15 protein-coding genes, 1 pseudogene and 2 riboswitches are annotated in these 18,615 nt (G+C 71.9%); of the genes and pseudogenes, 2 read left to right on the top strand and 14 right to left on the bottom strand.

Annotated elements, in window-relative coordinates; all coding sequences use genetic code 11:
* Positions 1-59: 59 nt before the first annotated feature.
* Genes ACFY3L_RS24450 through ACFY3L_RS24435 form a run of 4 tightly spaced genes read right to left on the bottom strand, consistent with a single transcriptional unit; the run spans position 60 to position 3,198 of the window.
* Positions 60-1,136 (bottom strand): ABC transporter ATP-binding protein, encoded by a 1,077-nt coding sequence (locus ACFY3L_RS24450; protein ID WP_389328225.1) that lies wholly within the window; start codon positions 1,134-1,136, stop codon positions 60-62.
* The gene (locus ACFY3L_RS24445; RefSeq protein ID WP_389328858.1) at positions 1,133-1,957 is read right to left on the bottom strand and encodes an ABC transporter permease; all 825 of its coding nucleotides are present in this window, start codon (positions 1,955-1,957) and stop codon (positions 1,133-1,135) included. Before ACFY3L_RS24445 ends, ACFY3L_RS24450 begins: the two co-directional genes overlap by 4 nt.
* 18 nt (positions 1,958-1,975) lie before the next feature.
* Positions 1,976-2,788, bottom strand: a complete 813-nt coding sequence (modA, locus tag ACFY3L_RS24440) for a molybdate ABC transporter substrate-binding protein (protein ID WP_389328222.1) — start codon at positions 2,786-2,788, stop codon at positions 1,976-1,978.
* The gene (locus tag ACFY3L_RS24435) at positions 2,785-3,198 is read right to left on the bottom strand and encodes a molybdopterin-binding protein (protein WP_389328219.1); all 414 of its coding nucleotides are present in this window, start codon (positions 3,196-3,198) and stop codon (positions 2,785-2,787) included. The genes modA and ACFY3L_RS24435 overlap by 4 nt, the downstream gene beginning before the upstream one ends.
* Positions 3,199-3,551: 353 nt before the next feature.
* Here ACFY3L_RS24435 and ACFY3L_RS24430 point away from each other — a divergent pair.
* Positions 3,552-3,728: pseudogene (locus tag ACFY3L_RS24430) on the top strand (class I SAM-dependent methyltransferase); the annotation flags it as partial.
* 206 nt (positions 3,729-3,934) lie between these two features.
* Here the strand turns inward: ACFY3L_RS24430 and ACFY3L_RS24425 are convergent.
* The 4 genes from ACFY3L_RS24425 to ACFY3L_RS24410 form a co-directional block, all read right to left on the bottom strand.
* On the bottom strand, positions 3,935-4,315 hold the full coding sequence (locus ACFY3L_RS24425) for a DUF779 domain-containing protein (RefSeq protein WP_389328216.1): 381 nt from the start codon (positions 4,313-4,315) through the stop codon (positions 3,935-3,937).
* Positions 4,316-5,839, bottom strand: a complete 1,524-nt coding sequence (gene adh / locus ACFY3L_RS24420; RefSeq protein ID WP_389328213.1) for an aldehyde dehydrogenase — start codon at positions 5,837-5,839, stop codon at positions 4,316-4,318.
* A 78-nt stretch (positions 5,840-5,917) separates the two neighbouring features.
* A complete protein-coding gene (locus ACFY3L_RS24415; protein WP_389328210.1) occupies positions 5,918-7,204 on the bottom strand; it encodes a transcriptional regulator in 1,287 nt (428 codons plus the stop codon).
* A 272-nt stretch (positions 7,205-7,476) separates the two neighbouring features.
* Positions 7,477-8,031 carry a PadR family transcriptional regulator gene (locus tag ACFY3L_RS24410; RefSeq protein ID WP_389328207.1) on the bottom strand — a complete coding sequence of 185 codons (555 nt, stop codon included), beginning with the start codon at positions 8,029-8,031 and terminating at the stop codon, positions 7,477-7,479.
* A gap of 82 nt (positions 8,032-8,113) precedes the next feature.
* Between ACFY3L_RS24410 and ACFY3L_RS24405 the strand changes: the two genes are divergently transcribed.
* Entirely contained in the window at positions 8,114-9,118 is a 1,005-nt protein-coding gene (locus ACFY3L_RS24405; RefSeq protein ID WP_389328204.1) for a hypothetical protein, read from the top strand.
* Positions 9,119-9,384: 266 nt separating this feature from the next.
* Here the strand turns inward: ACFY3L_RS24405 and metE are convergent, their stop codons facing one another.
* The 6 genes from metE to ACFY3L_RS24375 all read right to left on the bottom strand — a co-directional run bounded on the left by metE (position 9,385) and on the right by ACFY3L_RS24375 (position 18,471).
* Positions 9,385-11,622, bottom strand: coding sequence for a 5-methyltetrahydropteroyltriglutamate--homocysteine S-methyltransferase (gene metE / locus ACFY3L_RS24400; RefSeq protein ID WP_389328202.1), 2,238 nt, complete (start codon positions 11,620-11,622; stop codon positions 9,385-9,387).
* 114 nt (positions 11,623-11,736) lie between these two features.
* A riboswitch (cobalamin riboswitch) is annotated at positions 11,737-11,950 on the bottom strand.
* A gap of 119 nt (positions 11,951-12,069) precedes the next feature.
* Positions 12,070-13,116 (bottom strand): ribonucleotide-diphosphate reductase subunit beta, encoded by a 1,047-nt coding sequence (locus tag ACFY3L_RS24395; protein ID WP_389328199.1) that lies wholly within the window; start codon positions 13,114-13,116, stop codon positions 12,070-12,072.
* The gene (locus tag ACFY3L_RS24390) at positions 13,107-15,509 is read right to left on the bottom strand and encodes a ribonucleoside-diphosphate reductase subunit alpha (protein WP_389328196.1); all 2,403 of its coding nucleotides are present in this window, start codon (positions 15,507-15,509) and stop codon (positions 13,107-13,109) included. Before ACFY3L_RS24390 ends, ACFY3L_RS24395 begins: the two co-directional genes overlap by 10 nt.
* Before the next feature lie 124 nt (positions 15,510-15,633).
* Positions 15,634-15,854: riboswitch (cobalamin riboswitch) on the bottom strand.
* Between the two features lie 159 nt (positions 15,855-16,013).
* Entirely contained in the window at positions 16,014-16,757 is a 744-nt protein-coding gene (locus ACFY3L_RS24385; RefSeq protein WP_389328193.1) for an SGNH/GDSL hydrolase family protein, read from the bottom strand.
* Positions 16,758-16,977: 220 nt separating this feature from the next.
* Positions 16,978-17,559, bottom strand: coding sequence for a hypothetical protein (locus ACFY3L_RS24380; RefSeq protein WP_389328190.1), 582 nt, complete (start codon positions 17,557-17,559; stop codon positions 16,978-16,980).
* Between the two features lie 9 nt (positions 17,560-17,568).
* Positions 17,569-18,471 (bottom strand): C39 family peptidase, encoded by a 903-nt coding sequence (locus ACFY3L_RS24375; protein ID WP_389328188.1) that lies wholly within the window; start codon positions 18,469-18,471, stop codon positions 17,569-17,571.
* Between the last annotated feature and the right edge of the window lie 144 nt (positions 18,472-18,615).

The following is an 18,615-nucleotide window of genomic DNA, read 5'->3' as shown; positions in this document are numbered from 1 at the left end:
CACACCCCGCCGGGCACACACTGCGCGACTTCCGTTGCGGCCGGTGGGCACCGGCACCGTCAGGTAGCCGGCCCGCTGGCGGGGTAGGCGTGGGTCTCGGTGGCCTTGACGGCGGCCCACAGCTGCCGGCCCGGCGCCAGGTTCAGGTGCGCGGCGGCGGCCGGGGTGACGTCGGCCGCGGCGGTGATCGGCCCGGCGAGCTGGATCCGCAGGTTGTCGCCGTGGCGCTGGATGCCGGCGACGGTCGCGCTCCAGGTGTTGCGGGGGCTGCCGTCGGGTCGGTGCGGGTGCAGCGCGACCGCGGAGGGCCGGAACACGACGAACGCGTCGCCGTCGAGCCGGTCGGCGGTGGCAAGGTCGAACCCGCCAAGGAGGTGGACGGTGTGGCCGTCGGCGCGGCCGCGGTACAGGTTGAGGCCGACGAGCCGGGCGACGTAGTCGGTGCGCGGCTGGGCGGTGATGGTGGCGGCGTCGCCCTCCTGCACGACGTGGCCGTCCTCGACGATGACGAGCCGGTCGGCGAGGACGAGCGCGTCGAGCGGGTCGTGGGTGACGAGCAGCGCGGCACCGGCGTGCTCGGCGAGATGCCGTTGCAGCTCGGCGCGGGTGTCGAGCCTGGTGCGGGCGTCCAGCGCCGCGAGGGGCTCGTCGAGCAGCAGCAGCGCCGGGTGTACTGCCAGGGCGCGGGCCAGGGCGACCCGCTGGGCCTGCCCGCCGGAGAGCTGGCGGGGCTTGCGCTTGGCGTGCCCGGCCAGCCCGACCCGGTCGAGCCAGGTGGCGGCCTGTTCCCGGGCAGAGCGCCGGTCGACGCCGTGACGGCGGGGGCCGAACGCGACGTTGTCGAGCGCGGTCAGGTGCGGGAACAGCAGGTAGTCCTGGAAGACAACGCCGATGGGCCGGCGCTCCGGCGGGGTGAAGCGGCGCCGGTCGGGCCGGTCGAGGTCGACGCCGTCCACGGTGACGTGCCCGGTCGTGAGGGGCTGGAGCCCGGCGAGGGCACGCAGCGCGGTGGTCTTGCCGGCGCCGTTGGGGCCGAGCAGGGCGACGACCTGCCCCGGGTCGATCCGCAGGTCGAGGTCGAGCTGGAACGTGCCCCGGTCCACGACGAGGTGCGCGTCGACGAAGGCGCCGGTCATGGGCTGGTGATCCAGCGGTCGCGGAGGCCGGCGAGGATGGCGACGGAGACGGTGAGCAGGATCAGGCTCAGCACGATCGCGGCGTCCAGGTCGGTCTCCAGGGCCAGGTAGACCGCGAGGGGCATCGTCTGGGTCGTGCCGGGGAAGTTGCCGGCGAAGGTGATGGTGGCACCGAACTCGCCGAGCGCGCGGGCCCAGCACAGCACCGCGCCGGCGGCGATGCCGGGCGCGACGAGCGGCAGCGTCACGTGCGTGAACGTGGTCCAGCGGCCGGCGCCGAGGGTGGCGGCGGCCTCCTCGTAGCGGCTGTCGGCGCCGCGCAGCGCGCCCTCGACGGCGATGATGAGGAACGGCATCGCCACGAACGCCTCGGCGATGACGACCCCGGTGGTGGTGAACGGGAGCGTGATCCCGAACGTGGTGTCGAGCCACTCGCCGAGCAGCCCGCGGCGGCCGAAGACGAGCAGCAGCGCCACGCCGCCGACGACGGGCGGCAGCACGAGCGGGACGGTGACCAGGGCCCGCACGAGGCGCCGGCCGGGGAACTCGACGCGGGCGAGGAGCCAGGCGAGGGGCACGCCGAGGAGCACGCAGACCAGGGTGGCGAGGGTGGCGCACTGCAGCGACAGCCGCAGCGCGGTGAGCACGCCCGGCTCGGTGAGCCGCTGCGGCAGCGTCGTCCACGGAGCGCGGATCAGCAGGCCGACCAGCGGGAACGTGAGGAACAGCAGGCCCAGCCCGGCCGGCAGGAGCAGTCCGGCCGGTATCCGCTGCCGCCGCTGCGGCGCGGCCGCCGGCCGCGCCGCCGTGGCGGAGTCCATGATCGGCATCGCCGGAGTCTACGGCGCCTGGAAGCCGGCGGTCGTGAGGACGGCCTTGCCCTTGTCGGACAGGACGTAGGCGACGAACGCCTGCGCGCCGGCCGGGTTCTTCGCCTTCTTCAGCACGATGATCGGGTAGTCGTTGATCGCACCCGCGGACTCGGCGAACTCGACGCCCTCGACGTCGGCCGCGGCGGTCTTGGCGTCGGTCCGGTACACCAGCGCCGCGTCGACCTCGCCGAGCTTCACCTTCGACAGGGCGGCCTTCACGTCCTGTTCGAGGGTCACCGGGGTGAGCTTCACGGCGGCGGTGTCGAGGGCCTTCTTCGCGGCGGCGCCGCACGGCACCTGCTCGGCGCACACGGCGACCTTCACGCCGGGCTTCGTCAGGTCGGCGAGGCCCTTGATCGCCTTCGGGTTGCCCTTCGGCACCGCGATGACGAGCTGGTTCTTCACGAACGTGGTGGCCGTGCCCTCGCCGCCACCGGCGTCGGTGACGGTCTTCATGTTCGCCGGCGCGGCGGAGGCGAACACGTCCGCGGGTGCGCCCTGGTTGATCTGCGTGGCGAGGGCGGAGCTGCCGGCGAAGTTGAAGGTGACCTTCGTGCCGGGGTTGGCGGTCTCGAAGTCCTTGCCGATGGTCTTGAACGACTCGGTCAGCGAGGCGGCCGCGAACACCGCGATGTCGCCGGTGACCGCGGCGGCGCTGCTGGCGCCGCCGGCGGACGGCTGCGCAGCGGCGGTCTTCGTGTCGTCGGCGCAGGCGCTGATCCCCACGACGGTCAGGGCCGCGAACGCGGCCAGGCTGGTGCGGATCCAACGGGACCTCACGAGCCGTTCCTCCCCTTGTTGGCGACGGCCGGGGTGGAGCGCTCCACCACGACCGTGGTCGACTTGATCACTGCGACGGCCACCGACCCGACCTGCAGGTCGAGCTCGTCGACGGCTTCCCGGCTCATCAGCGACACGACCCGGAACGGGCCGGCCTGGATGTCGACCTGCGCCATCACCGTGTCCTTGACGATGGCGGTGACGATCCCGCGCAGCCGGTTGCGCGCCGAGGAAGCGCCGGTGTCGGTGCCCTCGGTGCGGACGAACTCGGCGAGATCGACACCGTCGATGAGCCGGTGGCCGTGCTCGTCCCGGCTGGCGGGCAGCCGGCCCGCGTCCACCCAGCGCCGGACCGTGTCCGCGCTCACGCCCAGCAGGTCGGCCGCTTCACTGATCCGGAACACTGTCACCGGCTCACCCTAGCGGCCGCATGTGCGGGAGCAAACCGGCTATCAAGCTCGCTTCTTCGAGAGCCTGGTCTCATCTGGCCCGCATCTGCATGATGGAGTGATCGACGGGGCAGTGGGACGACCGCCGATGTCGGCGGTGAGCAGGCACGACGGTGGGCGGAGGTCCTCGGTCTGCTGGTCGAGGTCGTGCCGCCCGGCCGGTGTGATCGTCGACAGCTTCGAGGGTCACAGCGGCGCCGTGGCCGACCGGCTCGTGGCGCCCCTGCGTCCGGCTGCTGGACGGCACCCCGCCCGGCGAGGAGGCCGCCGTCGCGGCCGGGCGGCACCGTCATCGGGCTGGACGTCACCCCGCAGTGGCTCGCCGTCGCGCGGCCCCACAGCACTGCGGGGGATTGGTCCTCGGCGACGCGCGCCGGCTGCCGTTCGCCGACGCCGGCATCGACGCGATCTTCGCCGCCGGGCTGATCATGCACCTGCCCGATATCGACGCCGGCCTGCGGGAGCTCGCCCGCGTCACCCGGCCCGGCGGGAGGCTCGTGCTGTTCCACCCGCCCGGCCGGCCGCCCTCGCCGCCCGGCACGGCCGGTGCGGCGCCCAGTCCTTGGCGGAAGGCGCGCTGCGCGCTTCCGCCGCCCGCACCGGCCGGCGGATCGCCGGCTATGACGACCCGCCGCACCGGTTCCTGGCCATCGCGGAACGCGCGACCGGGTAGCTCCGCCCGGCCGCCGAGGCCCGCCTACGGGTTGAACACGGCATTCTCCTCGGCGGTGAGCAGCCGCGACCGGATCAGGAAGCGGACGCCCTCGGGAGCCTCCAGGGAGAACCCGCCGCCGCGTCCCTGGACCACGTCGACGGTGAGGTGGGTGTGCCGCCACGCCTCGAACTGCGCGGCGGACATCCAGAACGTGACCGGCTCCGGCACGCCGTCGATCCGCAGCTCCTGCAGCAGCACGTCCGATCCGCCGGTGCGGAACTCGCCGTCCACGTAACACATCGGGGAGCTGCCGTCGCAGCAGCCGCCGCTCTGGTGGAACATCAGCGGGCCGTTGACGGCGTACAGCTTGCGCAGCAGCTCCGCCGCGGCGTCGGTGACCGCGACGCGGGACAGCTCGCCCACCTAGAAGAACCCGAGCTTCTTGGGGGAGTAGCTGACCAGGAGGTTCTTGGTCTGCTGGTAGTGATCCAGCATCATCTTGTGGTTCTCCCGGCCGATCCCCGAGCCCTTGTAGCCGCCGAAGGCGGCGTGCGCGGGGTATGCGTGGTAGCAGTTGGTCCACACCCGGCCGGCCTGGATGGCCCGCCCGGCCCGGTAGGCCCTGGCACCGTCGCGGGTCCAGACGCCGGCGCCCAGCCCGTACAGCGTGTCGTTGGCGATCTTGATGGCGTCGTCGAAGTCGGCGAACGGCGCGACCGACACCACCGGGCCGAAGATCTCCTCCTGGAAGATGCGCATCGCGTTGTTGCCCTGGAAGATCGTCGGCTGCACGTAGTACCCGCCGGCGAGCTCGCCGCCGAGGTCGGCCCGCGCGCCGCCGGTGAGGACCTTGGCGCCTTCCTGCCGGCCGATGTCGAGGTACGACAGGATCTTCTCGAGCTGGTCGTTGGACGCCTGCGCACCGATCATGGTGGCCAGGTCGAGGGGGTGGCCCTGCACGATCTGCTCGGTGCGGGCGACGGCGTCGTGCAGGAACTGGTCGTAGTGGCCCTGCTGGATCAGCGCGCGGGACGGGCAGGTGCAGACCTCGCCCTGGTTGAGGGCGAACATCGTGAAGCCCTCGAGGGCCTTGTCGTAGAAGTCGTCCTGGGCGGCGCTGACGTCGTCGAAGAAGATGTTGGGGCTCTTGCCGCCGAGCTCCAGCGTGACCGGTTTGATGTTCTCGCTGGCGTACTGCATGATCAGCCGCCCGGTGGTCGTCTCGCCGGTGAACGCGACCTTCGCGACCCGGGCGCTGGACGCGAGGGGCTTGCCGGCCTCGACGCCGAACCCGTTGACGATGTTGACGACGCCCGGCGGGAGCAGGTCGCCGATGAGGCTCATCAGGTAGTGGATCGAGGCGGGGGTCTGCTCGGCGGGCTTGAGCACGACGGCGTTGCCGGCCGCGAGGGCGGGAGCGAGTTTCCAGGTCGCCATGAGGATCGGGAAGTTCCACGGGATGATCTGGGCGACGACGCCGAGCGGCTCGTGGAAGTGGTACGCGACGGTGTCGTCGTCCAGCTCCGACAGCGACCCTTCCTGGGCGCGGATGGCGCCGGCGAAGTAGCGGAAGTGGTCGATCGCCAGTGGGATGTCGGCGGCGAGGGTCTCCCGGACCGGTTTGCCGTTCTCCCAGGTCTCGGCGACGGCAAGGGCCTCGAGGTTCGCCTCCATCCGGTCGGCGATCTTGTTGAGGATGTTCGCCCGGTCGGCGGCCGAGGTCCGGCCCCAGGCGGGTGCGGCGCCGTGGGCGGCGTCGAGGGCGAGCTCGACGTCGTCGGCGGTGCCCCGGGCGACCTCGGTGAACGTCTGGCCGGTCACCGGGCTGGGGTTCTCGAAGTACTGCCCCTTCGCCGGCGGCACGAACTGCCCACCGATCCAGTTGTCGTAGCGCGGCTCGTAGCGCATCTTCGCGCCGGACGTGCCGGGCGCGGCGAAATCGGTCATCGTGGGTGACCTTCCGTCAGCTGCCGCCGTCCCTCGTTGGACGGTTGGGCCGTGACGGGCACGGTAGTTTCGCGGACGTTACTTGAACGTTGCGTCGGCACTCAGCCCGTATTCGTCGCGCAGCTGCCGTACCCGCGCATCGGCCACGCCGCGATGTGCCGAGGGGTGCGGCGCGACGGCGGCGAGCCGCTCCCACACCTGGAGGTCGTCGAAGCCGCTCCGGTCGGCCCAGGCCCGGACGAGGTCGGCGTCGGACGAGGCGAGCACCGCCGAGCGGAGCTGGGTGTGCAGCCACTGCCGTTGCCGGGCCACCCCGGGCGCCTCCGAGCTCGGCAGCAGCGGTCCCGGGTAGCCGGCGAGGGCTCGGTCGAGGTGGTCGCTCCGCAGCGCGGCCGCCACGTCGGCGAAGTCCGCGCCGACAGCCGTGCGCAGCCGGTACGGGCGCGAGAGGAGCAGGTCCCCGACGACGTGCCGCAGCCGGTTCAGCTCCACCCGCAGCGTTGCCGGGTTCGCCTGGTCGTCGTACAGCAGGCTGAGCAGCTGCTCACCGCTCAGCCCGTCCGGGTGCAGGACCAGCATGATCAGCAGCTCGGTGTGGCGGCGCTGCAACCGGATCGTCCGCCCGTCGAGGTGGAGGATGCCGTCGCTGCCGCCGAGCGCGGACAGTCGTGCGCCGGGCGCCCACAGCCGGGGTGGTGCGTGGAGCTGCCGGGCGAGCTCGGCCTCGGAGGCGCGGGCCGCCGAGCGGACCAGCGCCAGGCTCAGCGGGTTGGCCACACCGTGCCCGCCGGTGATGTCGACGACGCCCAGCACCTGCCCGGTGACCGGGTCGTGGATCGGCGCGGCCGAGCACGTCCACGCCTGCACCGACGGCAGGTAGTGCTCGGTGGCGAAGATCTGCACCTCGTGGTCGAGTGCCAGCGCGGTGCCGGGAGCGTTGGTGCCGGCGTGCGCCTCGTCCCACCGGGCGCCCTCGACGAAGTTCATCCGCTCGGCGCGGGCCCGGGCGACCCGGTGACCCTCCACCCACAGCAGCTGGCCCGCGGCGTCGGACACCGCCATGAGGTAGTCGCCGTCGTCCGCCGTGTCGCCGACGAGCTGCCGCAGCACACCGATGACCCGGGAGAGCGGGTGCGCCGCCCGGTAGGCGGACAGGTCGTCGTCAGCGAGCAGGACCGGCGGGCTCGCGTCCTGGCCGACCCGCGCCGCCGACGACCGCTGCCAGGACCTGGCCACGACGTCCCGCAGCCCCGGGCCGGTCCCGGCGAACGCGCGGGTGGACAGGAACCGCTCGTGGGCGGCCGCGATCTCACGGGCCCGCCGCTGCGGGTCCGTGCCGACGTCGGCGAGCCACGCGTTTCCCATCAGCTCCCGCTACTTGGCGCCCTGCCAGGCAGGACCGCAGGTCGCCGCCGGGCTCGTCCACCAAGGGTGCATCCGCCGCGGGGGCTGCGCAACCTGCCCCGCCGGTGCAAGTCACCTGCCGCGTGCCCTCCGTATGTGCGCGGCGCTCCGGAGCCGCACGAGCGATCAGGGCGCGGTGACGGTGTTGCGAAGGCCGCCTGCTGCCGCCTGCTGCCGCCGGATCGCCGTGTCGAGATCGGGCCCGAGGCCGCGGTGGTCCACGGTGCCACCGATCAGTGGGCGCCGTCCGGTGACAGCGGCGCGGCCGACCGGCCGATCGCGTCGAGGAACCGCACGGCGGCCTCGGTGTTCTCCAGTCGCCACGTGAGTAGGGTCTGGTCGAAGCCGGACGCGGCGGCGTGCCGGCGTCGCAGTGTGTCGCGCACCGGGACCAGGATGTCGTGCTGCGCGGCGATCAGGCCGGCGGGGTCGTCGCCGCGGCGGGTGAGCAGGGCCAGCTTCGCCAGCAGCGTGGAGCGCATGTCCCGCACGTGCCGGACCGGCTCGTGCAGCCACTCGGCGACCGCCGCCGATCCGGCCGGGGTGATGGCGAGGATCGAGCGTTGCGGGCCGCGGCTGCCCGCCTCGGTGGTCTCGACCTGGAGCAGGGCGAGCCCGGTGAGGCGGTCCAGGCAGCGGTAGACGATCGGGCGGGGGATGTGCCACACCCGGCCGAGCGCGCCGTCCTCGGCGGTGAGGGCGGCGATCGCGAAGCCGTGGGTGGGCCGCTCGTCGACGACGGTGAGCACGACCCAGTCGGCGAGGGACAGCGACGGCAGCTCACCCATCGCGTCAGCCTACGGCGCGGGGTTCCGTCCGCGTCGCATCCTCAGTAGTCTCATTGCGACTACCAGTTCAGGGAGGTGCGGCGTGATCGCGGGGCACCTCGGCGACGGCACGCCGATCCACGCGCCGGTCGGCGTCCTGCTCAGCGACGGCGACCGCGTCTGCTGCCACCTGTGCGGGCGCTGGTACCTGTCGGTGGCCAGCCACCTGCGGGTGCACGGCTGGACCAAGGCCGCCTACATCGCCGCGTTCGGCCTGGAGGTCGGCAACTCGCTGGCGGGCCGGCTGACCCGGCAGCGGCGCGCGGAGGCGCTGCGGGCCCGCCAGCGTCGCGAGCCGGCCGTCCAGCAGGCGCAGGCGGCGGCCCGGGTCCGGGCGCGCAGCGGCGCCCTGACGGCCGCCGCCGCAGAGGCCGCCCGGGGCCGGCCGCATCCGCAGGAGCGCCTCGCGAAGACCCTCGCGGCCCTGGCGGGTGTTCGCCCCGCGGCCCGCGCCGAAGGCAACCGGCAGCGGTCCGAGCAGCACCTGTCCGACGTCAGCGCGAAGGTCGCGGCCCAGTTCGGGTTCGCGTCCTTCGCCGGCTACGTCCGGGACCGTCTCGCGAGCGGACGGAGCCTGGCCGCGATCAGCCGCGAGGCCGGGCTGCACAAGGACTGGCTGTCCCGGCACCTGCCCGCGATCGCGCCGGACCTCGCCGCGCAGCGCACGCGGATCCGCACCCACCCCGGCGATGCCCGGCTGCTGCCGGCCGCCCGGGCCGCCGGTCATGCCGGCGTCGGCGCGTACCTCCGCCACCGCCACCTACGGCAACACCGCACGGTCGCCGCGATCGCCGCCGAGGCCGGGGTGACGCGCTGGTCGGTCCTCGCGGCGATGGAGCGGCACGGCATCGCCGCGGTCCCGCACGCGACGAAGCGGCACCGGGCCGCGAGCCGCAGCTCGAGCGCCGCCGCACCGTTCGGCTTCACCTCGGTCGCCGCGTACGCGGCGCACCGGCGAGCGGAGGGCGCGACGTGGCGGGCCCTGGCCGCCGAGTCCGGCCTGCCCGAGTCCACGCTGCAGCGGCACGCCTCGGGCCGGGGCGCCTGACGGCGGTGCACCAAGAGCGTCCATTGTGGACGGCGACGGCGATCCGGAGCCGAGCCGGACGGCCGCCGCCGGGCTGAGCACATCCAGGACCTCCCAGGAGAACCCGCCCGGGAACGCCTTGTGGAAGATGCGGTGCGAGGACTCCAACGACTCCTGGCCGGTGCGGTAGAACGGGCCCTCGCCGATGAGGATGCTCATCACGCTGTGCCGAACGGGGCCGAGCGGGCGCCTCGGAGTGAGGCGCCCGCCCGGGCGGTAGTGGATCGTCAGTCGCCGCGCAGTTCGGCGGCGGCCGCGACGAGGCGCCGCAGCGACGCCTCCACCTCGGCGTAGCCTCGGGTCTTCAGGCCGCAGTCGGGGTTGACCCAGAGCCGGTGGGCCGGCACGGCGGTGACGGCACGGCGCAGCGCGCCGGCGACCTCGTCGTGGGACGGCACGCGCGGGGAGTGGATGTCCCACACGCCCGGTCCGACGCCGCGGCTGTACCCGATGGCGGCGAGGTCGTCGAGGACCTCCATTTTCGAGCGGGACGCCTCGATGCTCGTGACGTCGGCGTCGAGCGCGTCGATGGCGGTGATGACCTCGCCGAACTCGGAGTAGCACAGGTGCGTGTGGATCTGCGTGCCGTCCGCGACGCCGCTGGTCGCCAGCCGGAACGAGCCGACGGCCCAGTCGAGGTACGCCTTCTGGTCGGCCTTGCGCAGCGGCAGGGTCTCCCGCAGGGCGGGTTCGTCGACCTGGATCACGGTGATCCCGGCCGCCTCGAGGTCGGCGCACTCGTCGCGCAGGGCGAGGGCGACCTGGTCGGCGGTGTCTGCCAGGGGCTGGTCGGTGCGCACGAACGACCAGGCGAGGATGGTGACGGGGCCGGTGAGCATGCCCTTGACCGGCTTGCTGGTCAGCGACTGCGCGTAGGCCGACCACTCGACGGTCATCGGTGCCTTGCGGGCCACGTCGCCGTAGATGATCGGTGGGCGGACGCAGCGGGACCCGTACGACTGCACCCAGCCGTGGTCGGTGGCGGCGAACCCGTCGAGCTGCTCCCCGAAGTACTGCACCATGTCGTTGCGTTCGGGTTCGCCGTGCACGAGGACGTCGAGACCGAGGTCCTCCTGCAGGCGGATGACGCGCTGGACCTCCTCGCGCATCCGGACGGTGTATCCAGCCGCGTCGAGGGTGCCTGCCTTGACCGCGGCGCGGGCCTCGCGCAGCTCGGCGGTCTGCGGGAACGACCCGATCGTCGTGGTCGGCAGGTCCGGCAGCAGCAGCCGCTCCTGCTGCACCCGCGCCCGGACGGCATAGGAGCCCCGCCGCCGGTCCGCCGGGGACAGCGCGTCGAGCCGGGCCCGGACCGGCGCGTCGCGCCATGCGGCGGGGACCGGCGGCAGCGGCGCGGGCAGGTGGGCGGTGCCGTCGCGGACCGCCCGGCCGAGCAGCACGACCTCGTCCACCTTCTGCCGGGCGAAGGCGAGCCGCTCGTGCAGCGCCGGGTCGAGCCGGGTTTCGACGGACAGGTCGACCGGCACGTGCAGCAGCGAGCACGACGTGGACACTGCGACGTGGTCGGCCAGGGCGGTGACGGTCGCGCCGCGGACGGCCGCGGTGCGCAGGTCGGTGCGCCAGATGTTGTGACCGTCGACGAGCCCGGCGACGATCGTCTTCCCACCGAGCGGTCCGGACGCGGCGAGGCGTTCGAGGTTGCCGGGGCCGGCGACGAGGTCCAGGCCGATCGCCTCGATCGGGGTCTGCAGCAGTGCCGGGAGGGCGTCGCCGAGTTCACCGAAGTAGGTGGCGACGAAGAGCCGCGGCCGATCGGTCAGCGAACCGAGGCGGGTGTACGCGCGGCGCAGCCCGTCGATCTCCTGCGGGGTGCGGTCCGCGACGTACGCGGGCTCGTCCAGCTGCACCCAGGTCACGCCGGCCGCGGCCAGGACCGTGAGGATCTGCGCGTACACCTCGACGAGGTCGTCGAGCCGGGCGAACGGGTCCGCGCCCTTCGCCAGGAGCAGGAACGTCGCCGGGCCGACCAGCACCGGCCGGGTGGTGATGCCGAGACGGCCCGCTTCCGCGACCTCGCCGAGGGCCTTGACCGGGTTGGCCGCGAACACGGTGTCCGCGTCGATCTCCGGCACCAGGTAGTGGTAGTTCGTGCCGAACCACTTCGTCAGTTCCATGGCCGGCTCGGCCTCGACCCCGCGGGCCATCGCGAAGTACGTGTCCAGCTCGGACAGGCCGAGCCGGGCGAACCGGGCCGGGACCGCGCCGACGGCGACGGCGGTGTCCAGGACGTGGTCGTAGTAGGAGAACGTGTTGGACGGGATCGCGTCCAGCCGGGCGTTGCGCAGCGTCTGCCACACCTCGGCCCGCAGCCCGGCCGCGGTCTCGTCCAGGACCGCCGCGTCGATGCGGCCCGCCCAGTACGCCTCGACGGCCTTCTTCAGCTCCCGGTTCCCGCCGATGCGCGGGTAACCGAGGACGGTGCTCTGCCCGAATGCGGTGCTCACCACAGGGCTCCTTCCCTCGAAGTCGCGACGACCTCAAGGGAGGGGAGGAGGCAGGGGACGGCGCGTCCCGCTTCCGCCCTGACCCTCCCGAGGGGTCGCCGGCGGCGCACACCGGTCGGTGTGCGCGGTGCGGGCAGGTCTTCGGACTCGCGGGCATGACCACGGATGGTCGCCTACTGGCCGTCGCTTCCCAGACCTCACGGTCCAGTGCTCGATGACGGCGGTCGTTCCCACTCACCGCTGCGGGGCAGTCCCGGTGTCGCACCGGGTTCCCTCTTACGACGCCCCGTCCTCACGAACGGCGCGAACCAGCACTGCCGACCATCCTACGGGTGCCCGGCGGTTCCGGAACCCGGCCACCCACCATGTGACACAGCGATTCGTCACAACTGTGCGGTGCCGCTGCCGTCCTGCGCGACGCGGCGCAGGACGGCAGCGGACCGCCGGTCAGAAGTCGTCGTCGAAGCTGACCGTGCCCGTCACGCCCACCTGGTACGCGGAGACGCGGCGTTCGAAGAAGTTCGACAGCTCCTGCACGTCCTGCAGTTCCATGAACGCGAACGGGTTGCGGCTGCCGTACAGCGGCGCGATGCCGAGAGTGGCGAGCCGCCGGTCGGCGACGTGCTGCAGGTATTCGCGCATGTCGGGCAACGACATGCCGGAGATGCCCTGTTCCAGGAGGTCGGCGGCGAACTGCACCTCGCACTCGACGGCCTCGGCGAGCATCTGCCGGACCTGGTCCTGCAGGTCAGCGTCGAACAGGTCGGGCTCCTCGGCGCGTACGGTGTCGACGACGTCGAACGCGAACGCCATGTGCATCGACTCGTCGCGGAAGACCCAGTTCGTGCCCGAGGCGAGGCCGTGCAGCAGGCCGCGGGAGCGCAGGAAGTACACGTAGGCGAAGGCGCCGTAGAAGAACAGACCTTCGATGCACGCGGCGAAGCAGATGAGGTTGAGCAGGAACGCCCGCCGGTCGTCGCGGGTCTTCAGCTCGCGCAGCTCGAAGATCGAGTCGATCCACTTGAAGCAGAAGTCGGCCTTACGGGCGATCGACGGGATGTTCTCCACCGCGGCGAACGCCGCGGACCGTTCGGCGTCGTCGGTGACGTAGGTGTCGAGGAGGTTGAGGTAGAACTGGACGTGGACGGCCTCCTCGAACAGCTGCCTGGAGAGGTAGAGCCGGCCTTCCGGGCTGTTGACGTGCTGGTACAGGTTGAGCACGAGGTTGTTGGCGACGATCGTGTCGCCGGTGGCGAAGAACGCGACGAGGCGGGACACGAGGTGCCGTTCGGCGGGGGAGAGCTTCGTCAGGTCGGCGAGGTCGCTGTGCAGGTCGACCTCCTCGACGGTCCAGGTGTTCTTGATGGCGTCCTTGAACCGGTCGAAGAACCGCGGGTACCGCATCGGCCGCAGCGTCAGGTCCATGCCCGGGTCGAGCAGCGTCGGCCGCACGCCGGCGATCAGGCGGGGTTCGGGGATGGCGGTCACTGGCATGCCTCGCACGATTCGGGGTTCTCCAGGGAGCAGGCGAGCGCCTCGGCGCCCGGGACGGTGAGCAGGGGCACGACAGCGGGCTTCACCGGCGCGACCGCCACGGTGGCCTGCTGGATGCGCGTGGCCGGGCGGGACCGCAGGTAGTACGTGGTCTTCAGGCCGGCCTTCCACGCGTACAGGTACATCGAGGAGACCTTGCCGATGGTCGGTGCGCTCATGAACAGGTTCAGCGACTGCGACTGGTCGACGTAGGCGGCGCGGGCCGCTGCGAGGTCGATGAGCGCCCGCTGCGGGAGCTCCCATGCGGTGCGGTACAGCTCGCGCACGTCCGCCGGCAGCTCGGCGATGTCCTGCACAGACCCCTCGGCCCGCTTGATCTGCTCGCGGACCGCCGCGGTCCACAGCCCCCGTGCCTTGAGCTCCCGCACCAGGTACGTGTTGATCTGCAGGAACTCCCCGGACATCGTCTCGCGCTTGAACAGGTTCGACACCTGCGGCTCGATACACTCGTAGCAGCCGGCGATCGACGCGATCGTCGCGGTCGGGGCGATCGCGACGAGCAGCGAGTTGCGCAGGCCGGTGGCCGCGACCCTGGCACGCAGCGCGGCCCAGCGCTCGCCCTCGGCGGGCGCGCCCCACAGGTCGGGGTGCAGCGCACCGCCGGCCGCGCGGGTCTCGGTGAACGCGGGGTGCGGCCCGAACCGCTCCGCCAGCTCCGCCGAGGTCTCCAGCGCGGTCAGGTAGATCTCCTCCTGGACGCGGGTCGACAGCTTCCGCGCGGCGGGGGAGTCGAACGGCAGCCGCAGCGTGAAGAACGCGTCCTGCAGGCCCATGAGCCCGAGGCCGACCGGCCGCCACCGCGGGTTGGACGCGGCGGCCTGCTGCGACGGGTAGTAGTTGATGTCGATGACCCGGTCGAGGAACACGACCGCCGTGCGGACGGTGGCGCGCAGCTTGTCCCAGTCGATGCCGCCGGCGCTCTCGCTGGTGAGGTGCGCGCCGAGGTTGATCGAGCCGAGGTTGCACACCGCAGTCTCGTCGTCGCTGTTGACCTCGAGGATCTCGGTGCACAGGTTCGACAGGTGGATGGTGTTGCCGGGTGCGCCCGTCTGGTTGGACAGCGTGTTGGACCGATCCTTGAACGTCATCCACCCGTTGCCGGTCTGCGCCAGGGTGCGCATCATCCTGCCGTACAGATCCCTGGCCTTGACGGTTCTCACGGCGTGCTTCTCGGCCGCCCGGTACGCCTCGTCGAACGCCGCACCGAACAGGTCCGGCAGCTCGGGAGCGTCGGACGGGTCGATCAGTGACCAGTCGGCGTCGGCCTCGACCCGGCGCATGAACTCGTCGGGGATCCAGTTGGCGAGGTTGAGGTTGTGGGTGCGGCGGGCCTCCTCGCCGGTGTTGTCCCGCAGCTCCAGGAACTCCTCGACGTCCGGGTGCCACGGCTCCAGGTACACGCACGCCGCGCCCTTGCGCCGGCCGCCCTGGTTGACCGCGGCGACCCCGGCGTCGAGCGTCTTGAGGAACGGCACGATGCCGTTGGACCTGCCGTTGGTGCCGCGGATCAGCGCCCCTCTGCCACGGATCCGCGACCACGAGATGCCGATCCCGCCGGAGAACTTCGACAGCTTCGCCACCTGGTGGTAGCGCTCGTAGATCGAGTCGAGCTCGTCCCTGGGCGAGTCGACGAGGAAGCACGACGACATCTGCGTGTGCGCGGTGCCGGAGTTGAACAGCGTCGGGGAGCTCGGCAGGTACGCGAGCGAGGACATGAGCCGGTAGAAGCCGATCGCCTCACCCGGCGTCGTGGACAGCCCGCAGGCGACCCGCAGCAGCCAGTACTGCGGCGTCTCCACGACGAGCCTCGACGAAGGGTGGCGCAGCAGGTAGCGGTCGGCGACGGTCCGCAGCCCGAAGTACTCGAAGCGCAGGTCGCCGTCCGGGTCGACGGCGTCGTCGAGCTTGCGGGCGTTGCGGGCCACGAACCCTGCCGTGGCGTCGCTGATCAGGCCCTGCTGGTGCGCGTGCCGGACCGCCTGGCTGAAGCTCGCCACGCCCTGCCCGCGGACCTCCTTGTCGACGTACGCAGCGAGCAGCCTCGCCGCCAGGCGTGAGTACTGCGGCTCCTCACCGATCAGCTCCGCCGCCGTCTGGATCGACAGCTTGTCCAGCTCCGCCGTCGTCGCACCGTCGTACAGGCCGCTGATCGTCTTCGTCGCGACCCGCAGCGGGTCGACCTCGTCCAGGTCGGCGACCCACCGCTCGACCGCCTTCACGATCTTGTTGACGTCGACCGGCTCCAGCTCGCCGTCGCGCTTGCGGACCCGCATCGCGTGCCGCCGCTGCTCCGGCGCCTTCCCCGTCGCCACCTGGTCCTGCGTCACCGTCATGTGTCCCCCTCGTCGCCTGCTCATCACCACCGGACGAGCGCAGGGGGAAGCCGCCACAGAAGGGCGCACAGCGCCCGGCGATGGCGTCAGCCGTCCCACGCGGCATCCGACCACCGCACGCCGTCCCGGCGCACGGTGCGCTGGCAGGTCTTCGGACTCGCGGGCATGACCCAGGATCGATCCGGGGCCGCCTACTGGCCGTCGCTTCCCAGGCCTCGCGGCCCAGTGCTTGATGACGGCGGTCGTTCCCACTCACCGCTGCGGGGCAGTCCCGGACTCACACCGGGTTCCCTGTTGCCACGACCGCCCCGGAAGGGCGGCCGAACCAGCTGCAAGCGACACCATATATGGGTGCGGGTCGGAATTCACAACCCAAGATGCTGTGCCGGCGTGTCGCGCCGTGCGCAGGGCCCTCAGCCGCGGCGACCACCCAGGTCCGCCAGTCCGGCGGGGTGCGCCTTATGCCGCAGGGTGTAGGCGGTCACCCGCGAGGCGCCTGCCCGCTCAGGAGACGCTGGTCCATGCCGGATACTTCGCCGCGCGTCCGTCGCCGGACGAGCGGCCACGGACCCGGCGCAGCACCCACGGCAGGACGTGCTGGTGGTAGTACCGGGCCTGGACGATCAGCCCGCGGGACGCCGCCGCGGTGTCGTCGAGCCGGTGCTCGGCGTCGGCGACACCCAGGGCGGCGAGGACGAGGCCCGCGACCCGGCGGTGGCCGGCGGCGTTGAGGTGCAGCCGGTCCGCCGACCAGTACCCGGCCCGGCGCAGCTCGGTGTCGCCGAAGCAGTCGACGAACAGCACGCCGTGGCGGGCGGTCAGCTCCCGTACCGCCTCGGTGAGCTGCTCGGCGCGGCGGCGCAGCACCCGTCCGAGCGGCAGGTGGTCCGACGGGTCGGCGCCGCTGAGGACCATGAGACGGACCCCGGCTTCGTCGCAGCGCTCGATCGCCCCTTCGATGAGCCGCACGAGGTACGGAAGGTCCGCGCCGCGGCGCATCATGTCGTTGCCGCCGCCGTTGAGCGAGACCAGCGTCGGCGGCGGCGACATCGCCAGCGCGGCGTCCAGCTGCGTGGTCACGATCGGCTCGAGCAGCCTGCCCCGGATCGCCAGGTTGGCGTACTGCCACTGCGGGTCGGCGGCGCCCAGCGCGGCCGCGACCAGGTCGGCCCACCCGCGCGGGATGCCGTCCGGCCGCTCGTCGCCCATGCCCTCGCTGAAACTGTCCCCGATCGCCACGTACCGCATGACCCGACGATACCGAGCCGATCATCGCGGCCCGATCAGGGTTGTCCGTACCGGAATCTTCCGGAAATGTATTGACGACATCGAATGGGCGCAGGCTGGTAGAACCTGGTGTCCGGCACGGCGGGAGACCGGACGCGGCCGTGAGCCGCCGGTCTCCCGCTGTGCCGAGCCGATCGCGCTGCTGAGAAACGGTGCGGTAGGGCCGGCCGGGCGACGACCGTCAGGCCGGCGGTGGCGGGGGAAGCGACGGCCGGGACCGGGCGTATTCGGCGAGGTCGCTGAAGAACTCCGCCGTGGACATGCTCTTGCCTTCCTTGCCGATCGGTGACGGCTGCAGCGGCACGAGCAGGTCCTCGGCGGACGAGTGCAGCCACAGCGCCGTCAGGTACAGGCTGGGAACGCGCAGCAGGCGCAGCTCGAAGCCGGCCGCCTCGAGCTTGGGCAGCTTCCGGACGACCTTCATGGCCTTGTCGGTGGCGTCGACGAACGGACCTTCGTTGACGTTGGCGAACCGCTGGGTCCCGTCCGGTGCGGGCATGGTCTCGGCGCTGGCGACGACCTGCCCGCCCGATTCGACGAGATAACGCCAGCCGGCCGGCTCGGCCCGGTCGAGGCCGCCTCCCGCGGCGATGTCGTCCGCCCCGAGGGTGAAGACCTGATGCGGGCTGGACACGTCCAGCTGGTCCGCCCGGGCGCCGCGGAGCGCCTTGGTGTGGAAACCACCGTGGGCGGCGATGGTGTGCAGCCTGGATTTGACGTGGTCGTGTGCGCCCGACGGCGGTTCGGGCAGGTGCAGCGGCATGTGGTCCCCTCAGCGCTTGGTGGTGTACGAGTAGCGCCACGTCCCGATGTTCTGGTATCGGGCGCAGAAGTCGTCATAGGTCCAGGTGGAGCTGCCGTAGCCGGGATCGGCGACAGTGACGTACTCGACGCCGTTGATCTGTTTGCGGCCGTGCACCGCCAGGACGTGGGAGTTGCCGTCCCGCCAGACGACATCGGCGATGAACGGTGCGCCCTTGGCGAGCTCGTCGGAGATCTGCGCGACGGTCAGCGTGGTTCGCAGATCCTGATTGAGCCGCCCGAGGCGCTGCATCGGGGTCTGCGGCCAGTTGCCCCGGTTGCATGCTCCGGCCCCACCCGCACCGCAGCAGTCGTTGCGTCCCCACTCGGTGTTCGCCAGCGTGCATTGCGTGAGAGTGGTGGCCGGATTGTAGAACTTCTCGACGCTGACCGTGCACGCCGACCAGCACCAGTAGGTCTGCTGCTGTCGCTCCATCACGAAGTCCAGCAGCTGGTCGTCGCGGGCCAGAAAGAACGATTCGTGCGCACCGCCGTTAGCGTTGAGCTGGCAGTTCACAATTCCGCCGCCGCCGTCGGTGCGGGTGGTGACGCCCGAGCCGACCAGGCGCAGAAATGTGCCGGGAAATGCGGTCGACTCGAACGAGAATGAGCCGTTCGACTGGGCCCGGAGGTTGAACTTGTGGTTCGCGCCGCCGTTGGCGTTGAACTGGCAGTTGACGGTCCCACCACCGGCTCCGGTGGTGGGGACCCCGGTGCCGTCCATGCGCAGGAACACGTTCGGGGAGGCGACCGATTCCACCGAGTAGGAGCCGTCGGCCTGGGGGCGGAGCACGAATCGTTCCTTGGCACCGGCATTCAATTGGCAATTGACGGTGCCGCCCGGTCCGGCACCGTTCACCGAGGTGCCGTCCATGCGGAGGTACACGTTGTCAAAGAACGTGGATCTGATGGTGATCGGCGCACTCCCGAGAGTCGCTAGATCGGCTTGCGTCAATGGCACAGTGACCTCTCCTTTGGTTTCGGAATGTCATTGACCTTAGCCGGAATCAATATCTCA

The sequence above is a fragment of the Dactylosporangium sp. NPDC000521 genome (assembly GCF_042898305.1).
Lineage (GTDB): Bacteria > Actinomycetota > Actinomycetes > Mycobacteriales > Micromonosporaceae > Dactylosporangium.
The sequence above is the reverse complement of the archived record's forward strand: the minus strand, read 5'-3'. Positions and strand labels throughout refer to the sequence as shown.

Bases quoted from the DNA above. Each gene is read 5' to 3' on its own strand.
- ACFY3L_RS24380 (WP_389328190.1), bottom strand. From the start codon at position 17,559: ATGCCGCTGCACCTGCCCGAACCGCCGTCGGGCGCACACGACCACGTC.
- ACFY3L_RS24415 (WP_389328210.1), bottom strand. From the start codon at position 7,204: ATGGGAAACGCGTGGCTCGCCGACGTCGGCACGGACCCGCAGCGGCGG.
- ACFY3L_RS24450 (WP_389328225.1), bottom strand. From the start codon at position 1,136: ATGACCGGCGCCTTCGTCGACGCGCACCTCGTCGTGGACCGGGGCACG.
- ACFY3L_RS24395 (WP_389328199.1), bottom strand. From the start codon at position 13,116: ATGCCAGTGACCGCCATCCCCGAACCCCGCCTGATCGCCGGCGTGCGG.
- ACFY3L_RS24375 (WP_389328188.1), bottom strand. From the start codon at position 18,471: ATGGACGGCACCTCGGTGAACGGTGCCGGACCGGGCGGCACCGTCAAT.
- ACFY3L_RS24410 (WP_389328207.1), bottom strand. From the start codon at position 8,031: ATGGGTGAGCTGCCGTCGCTGTCCCTCGCCGACTGGGTCGTGCTCACC.
- ACFY3L_RS24385 (WP_389328193.1), bottom strand. From the start codon at position 16,757: ATGCGGTACGTGGCGATCGGGGACAGTTTCAGCGAGGGCATGGGCGAC.
- ACFY3L_RS24390 (WP_389328196.1), bottom strand. From the start codon at position 15,509: ATGACGGTGACGCAGGACCAGGTGGCGACGGGGAAGGCGCCGGAGCAG.
- adh (WP_389328213.1), bottom strand. From the start codon at position 5,839: ATGACCGATTTCGCCGCGCCCGGCACGTCCGGCGCGAAGATGCGCTAC.
- ACFY3L_RS24445 (WP_389328858.1), bottom strand. From the start codon at position 1,957: ATGGACTCCGCCACGGCGGCGCGGCCGGCGGCCGCGCCGCAGCGGCGG.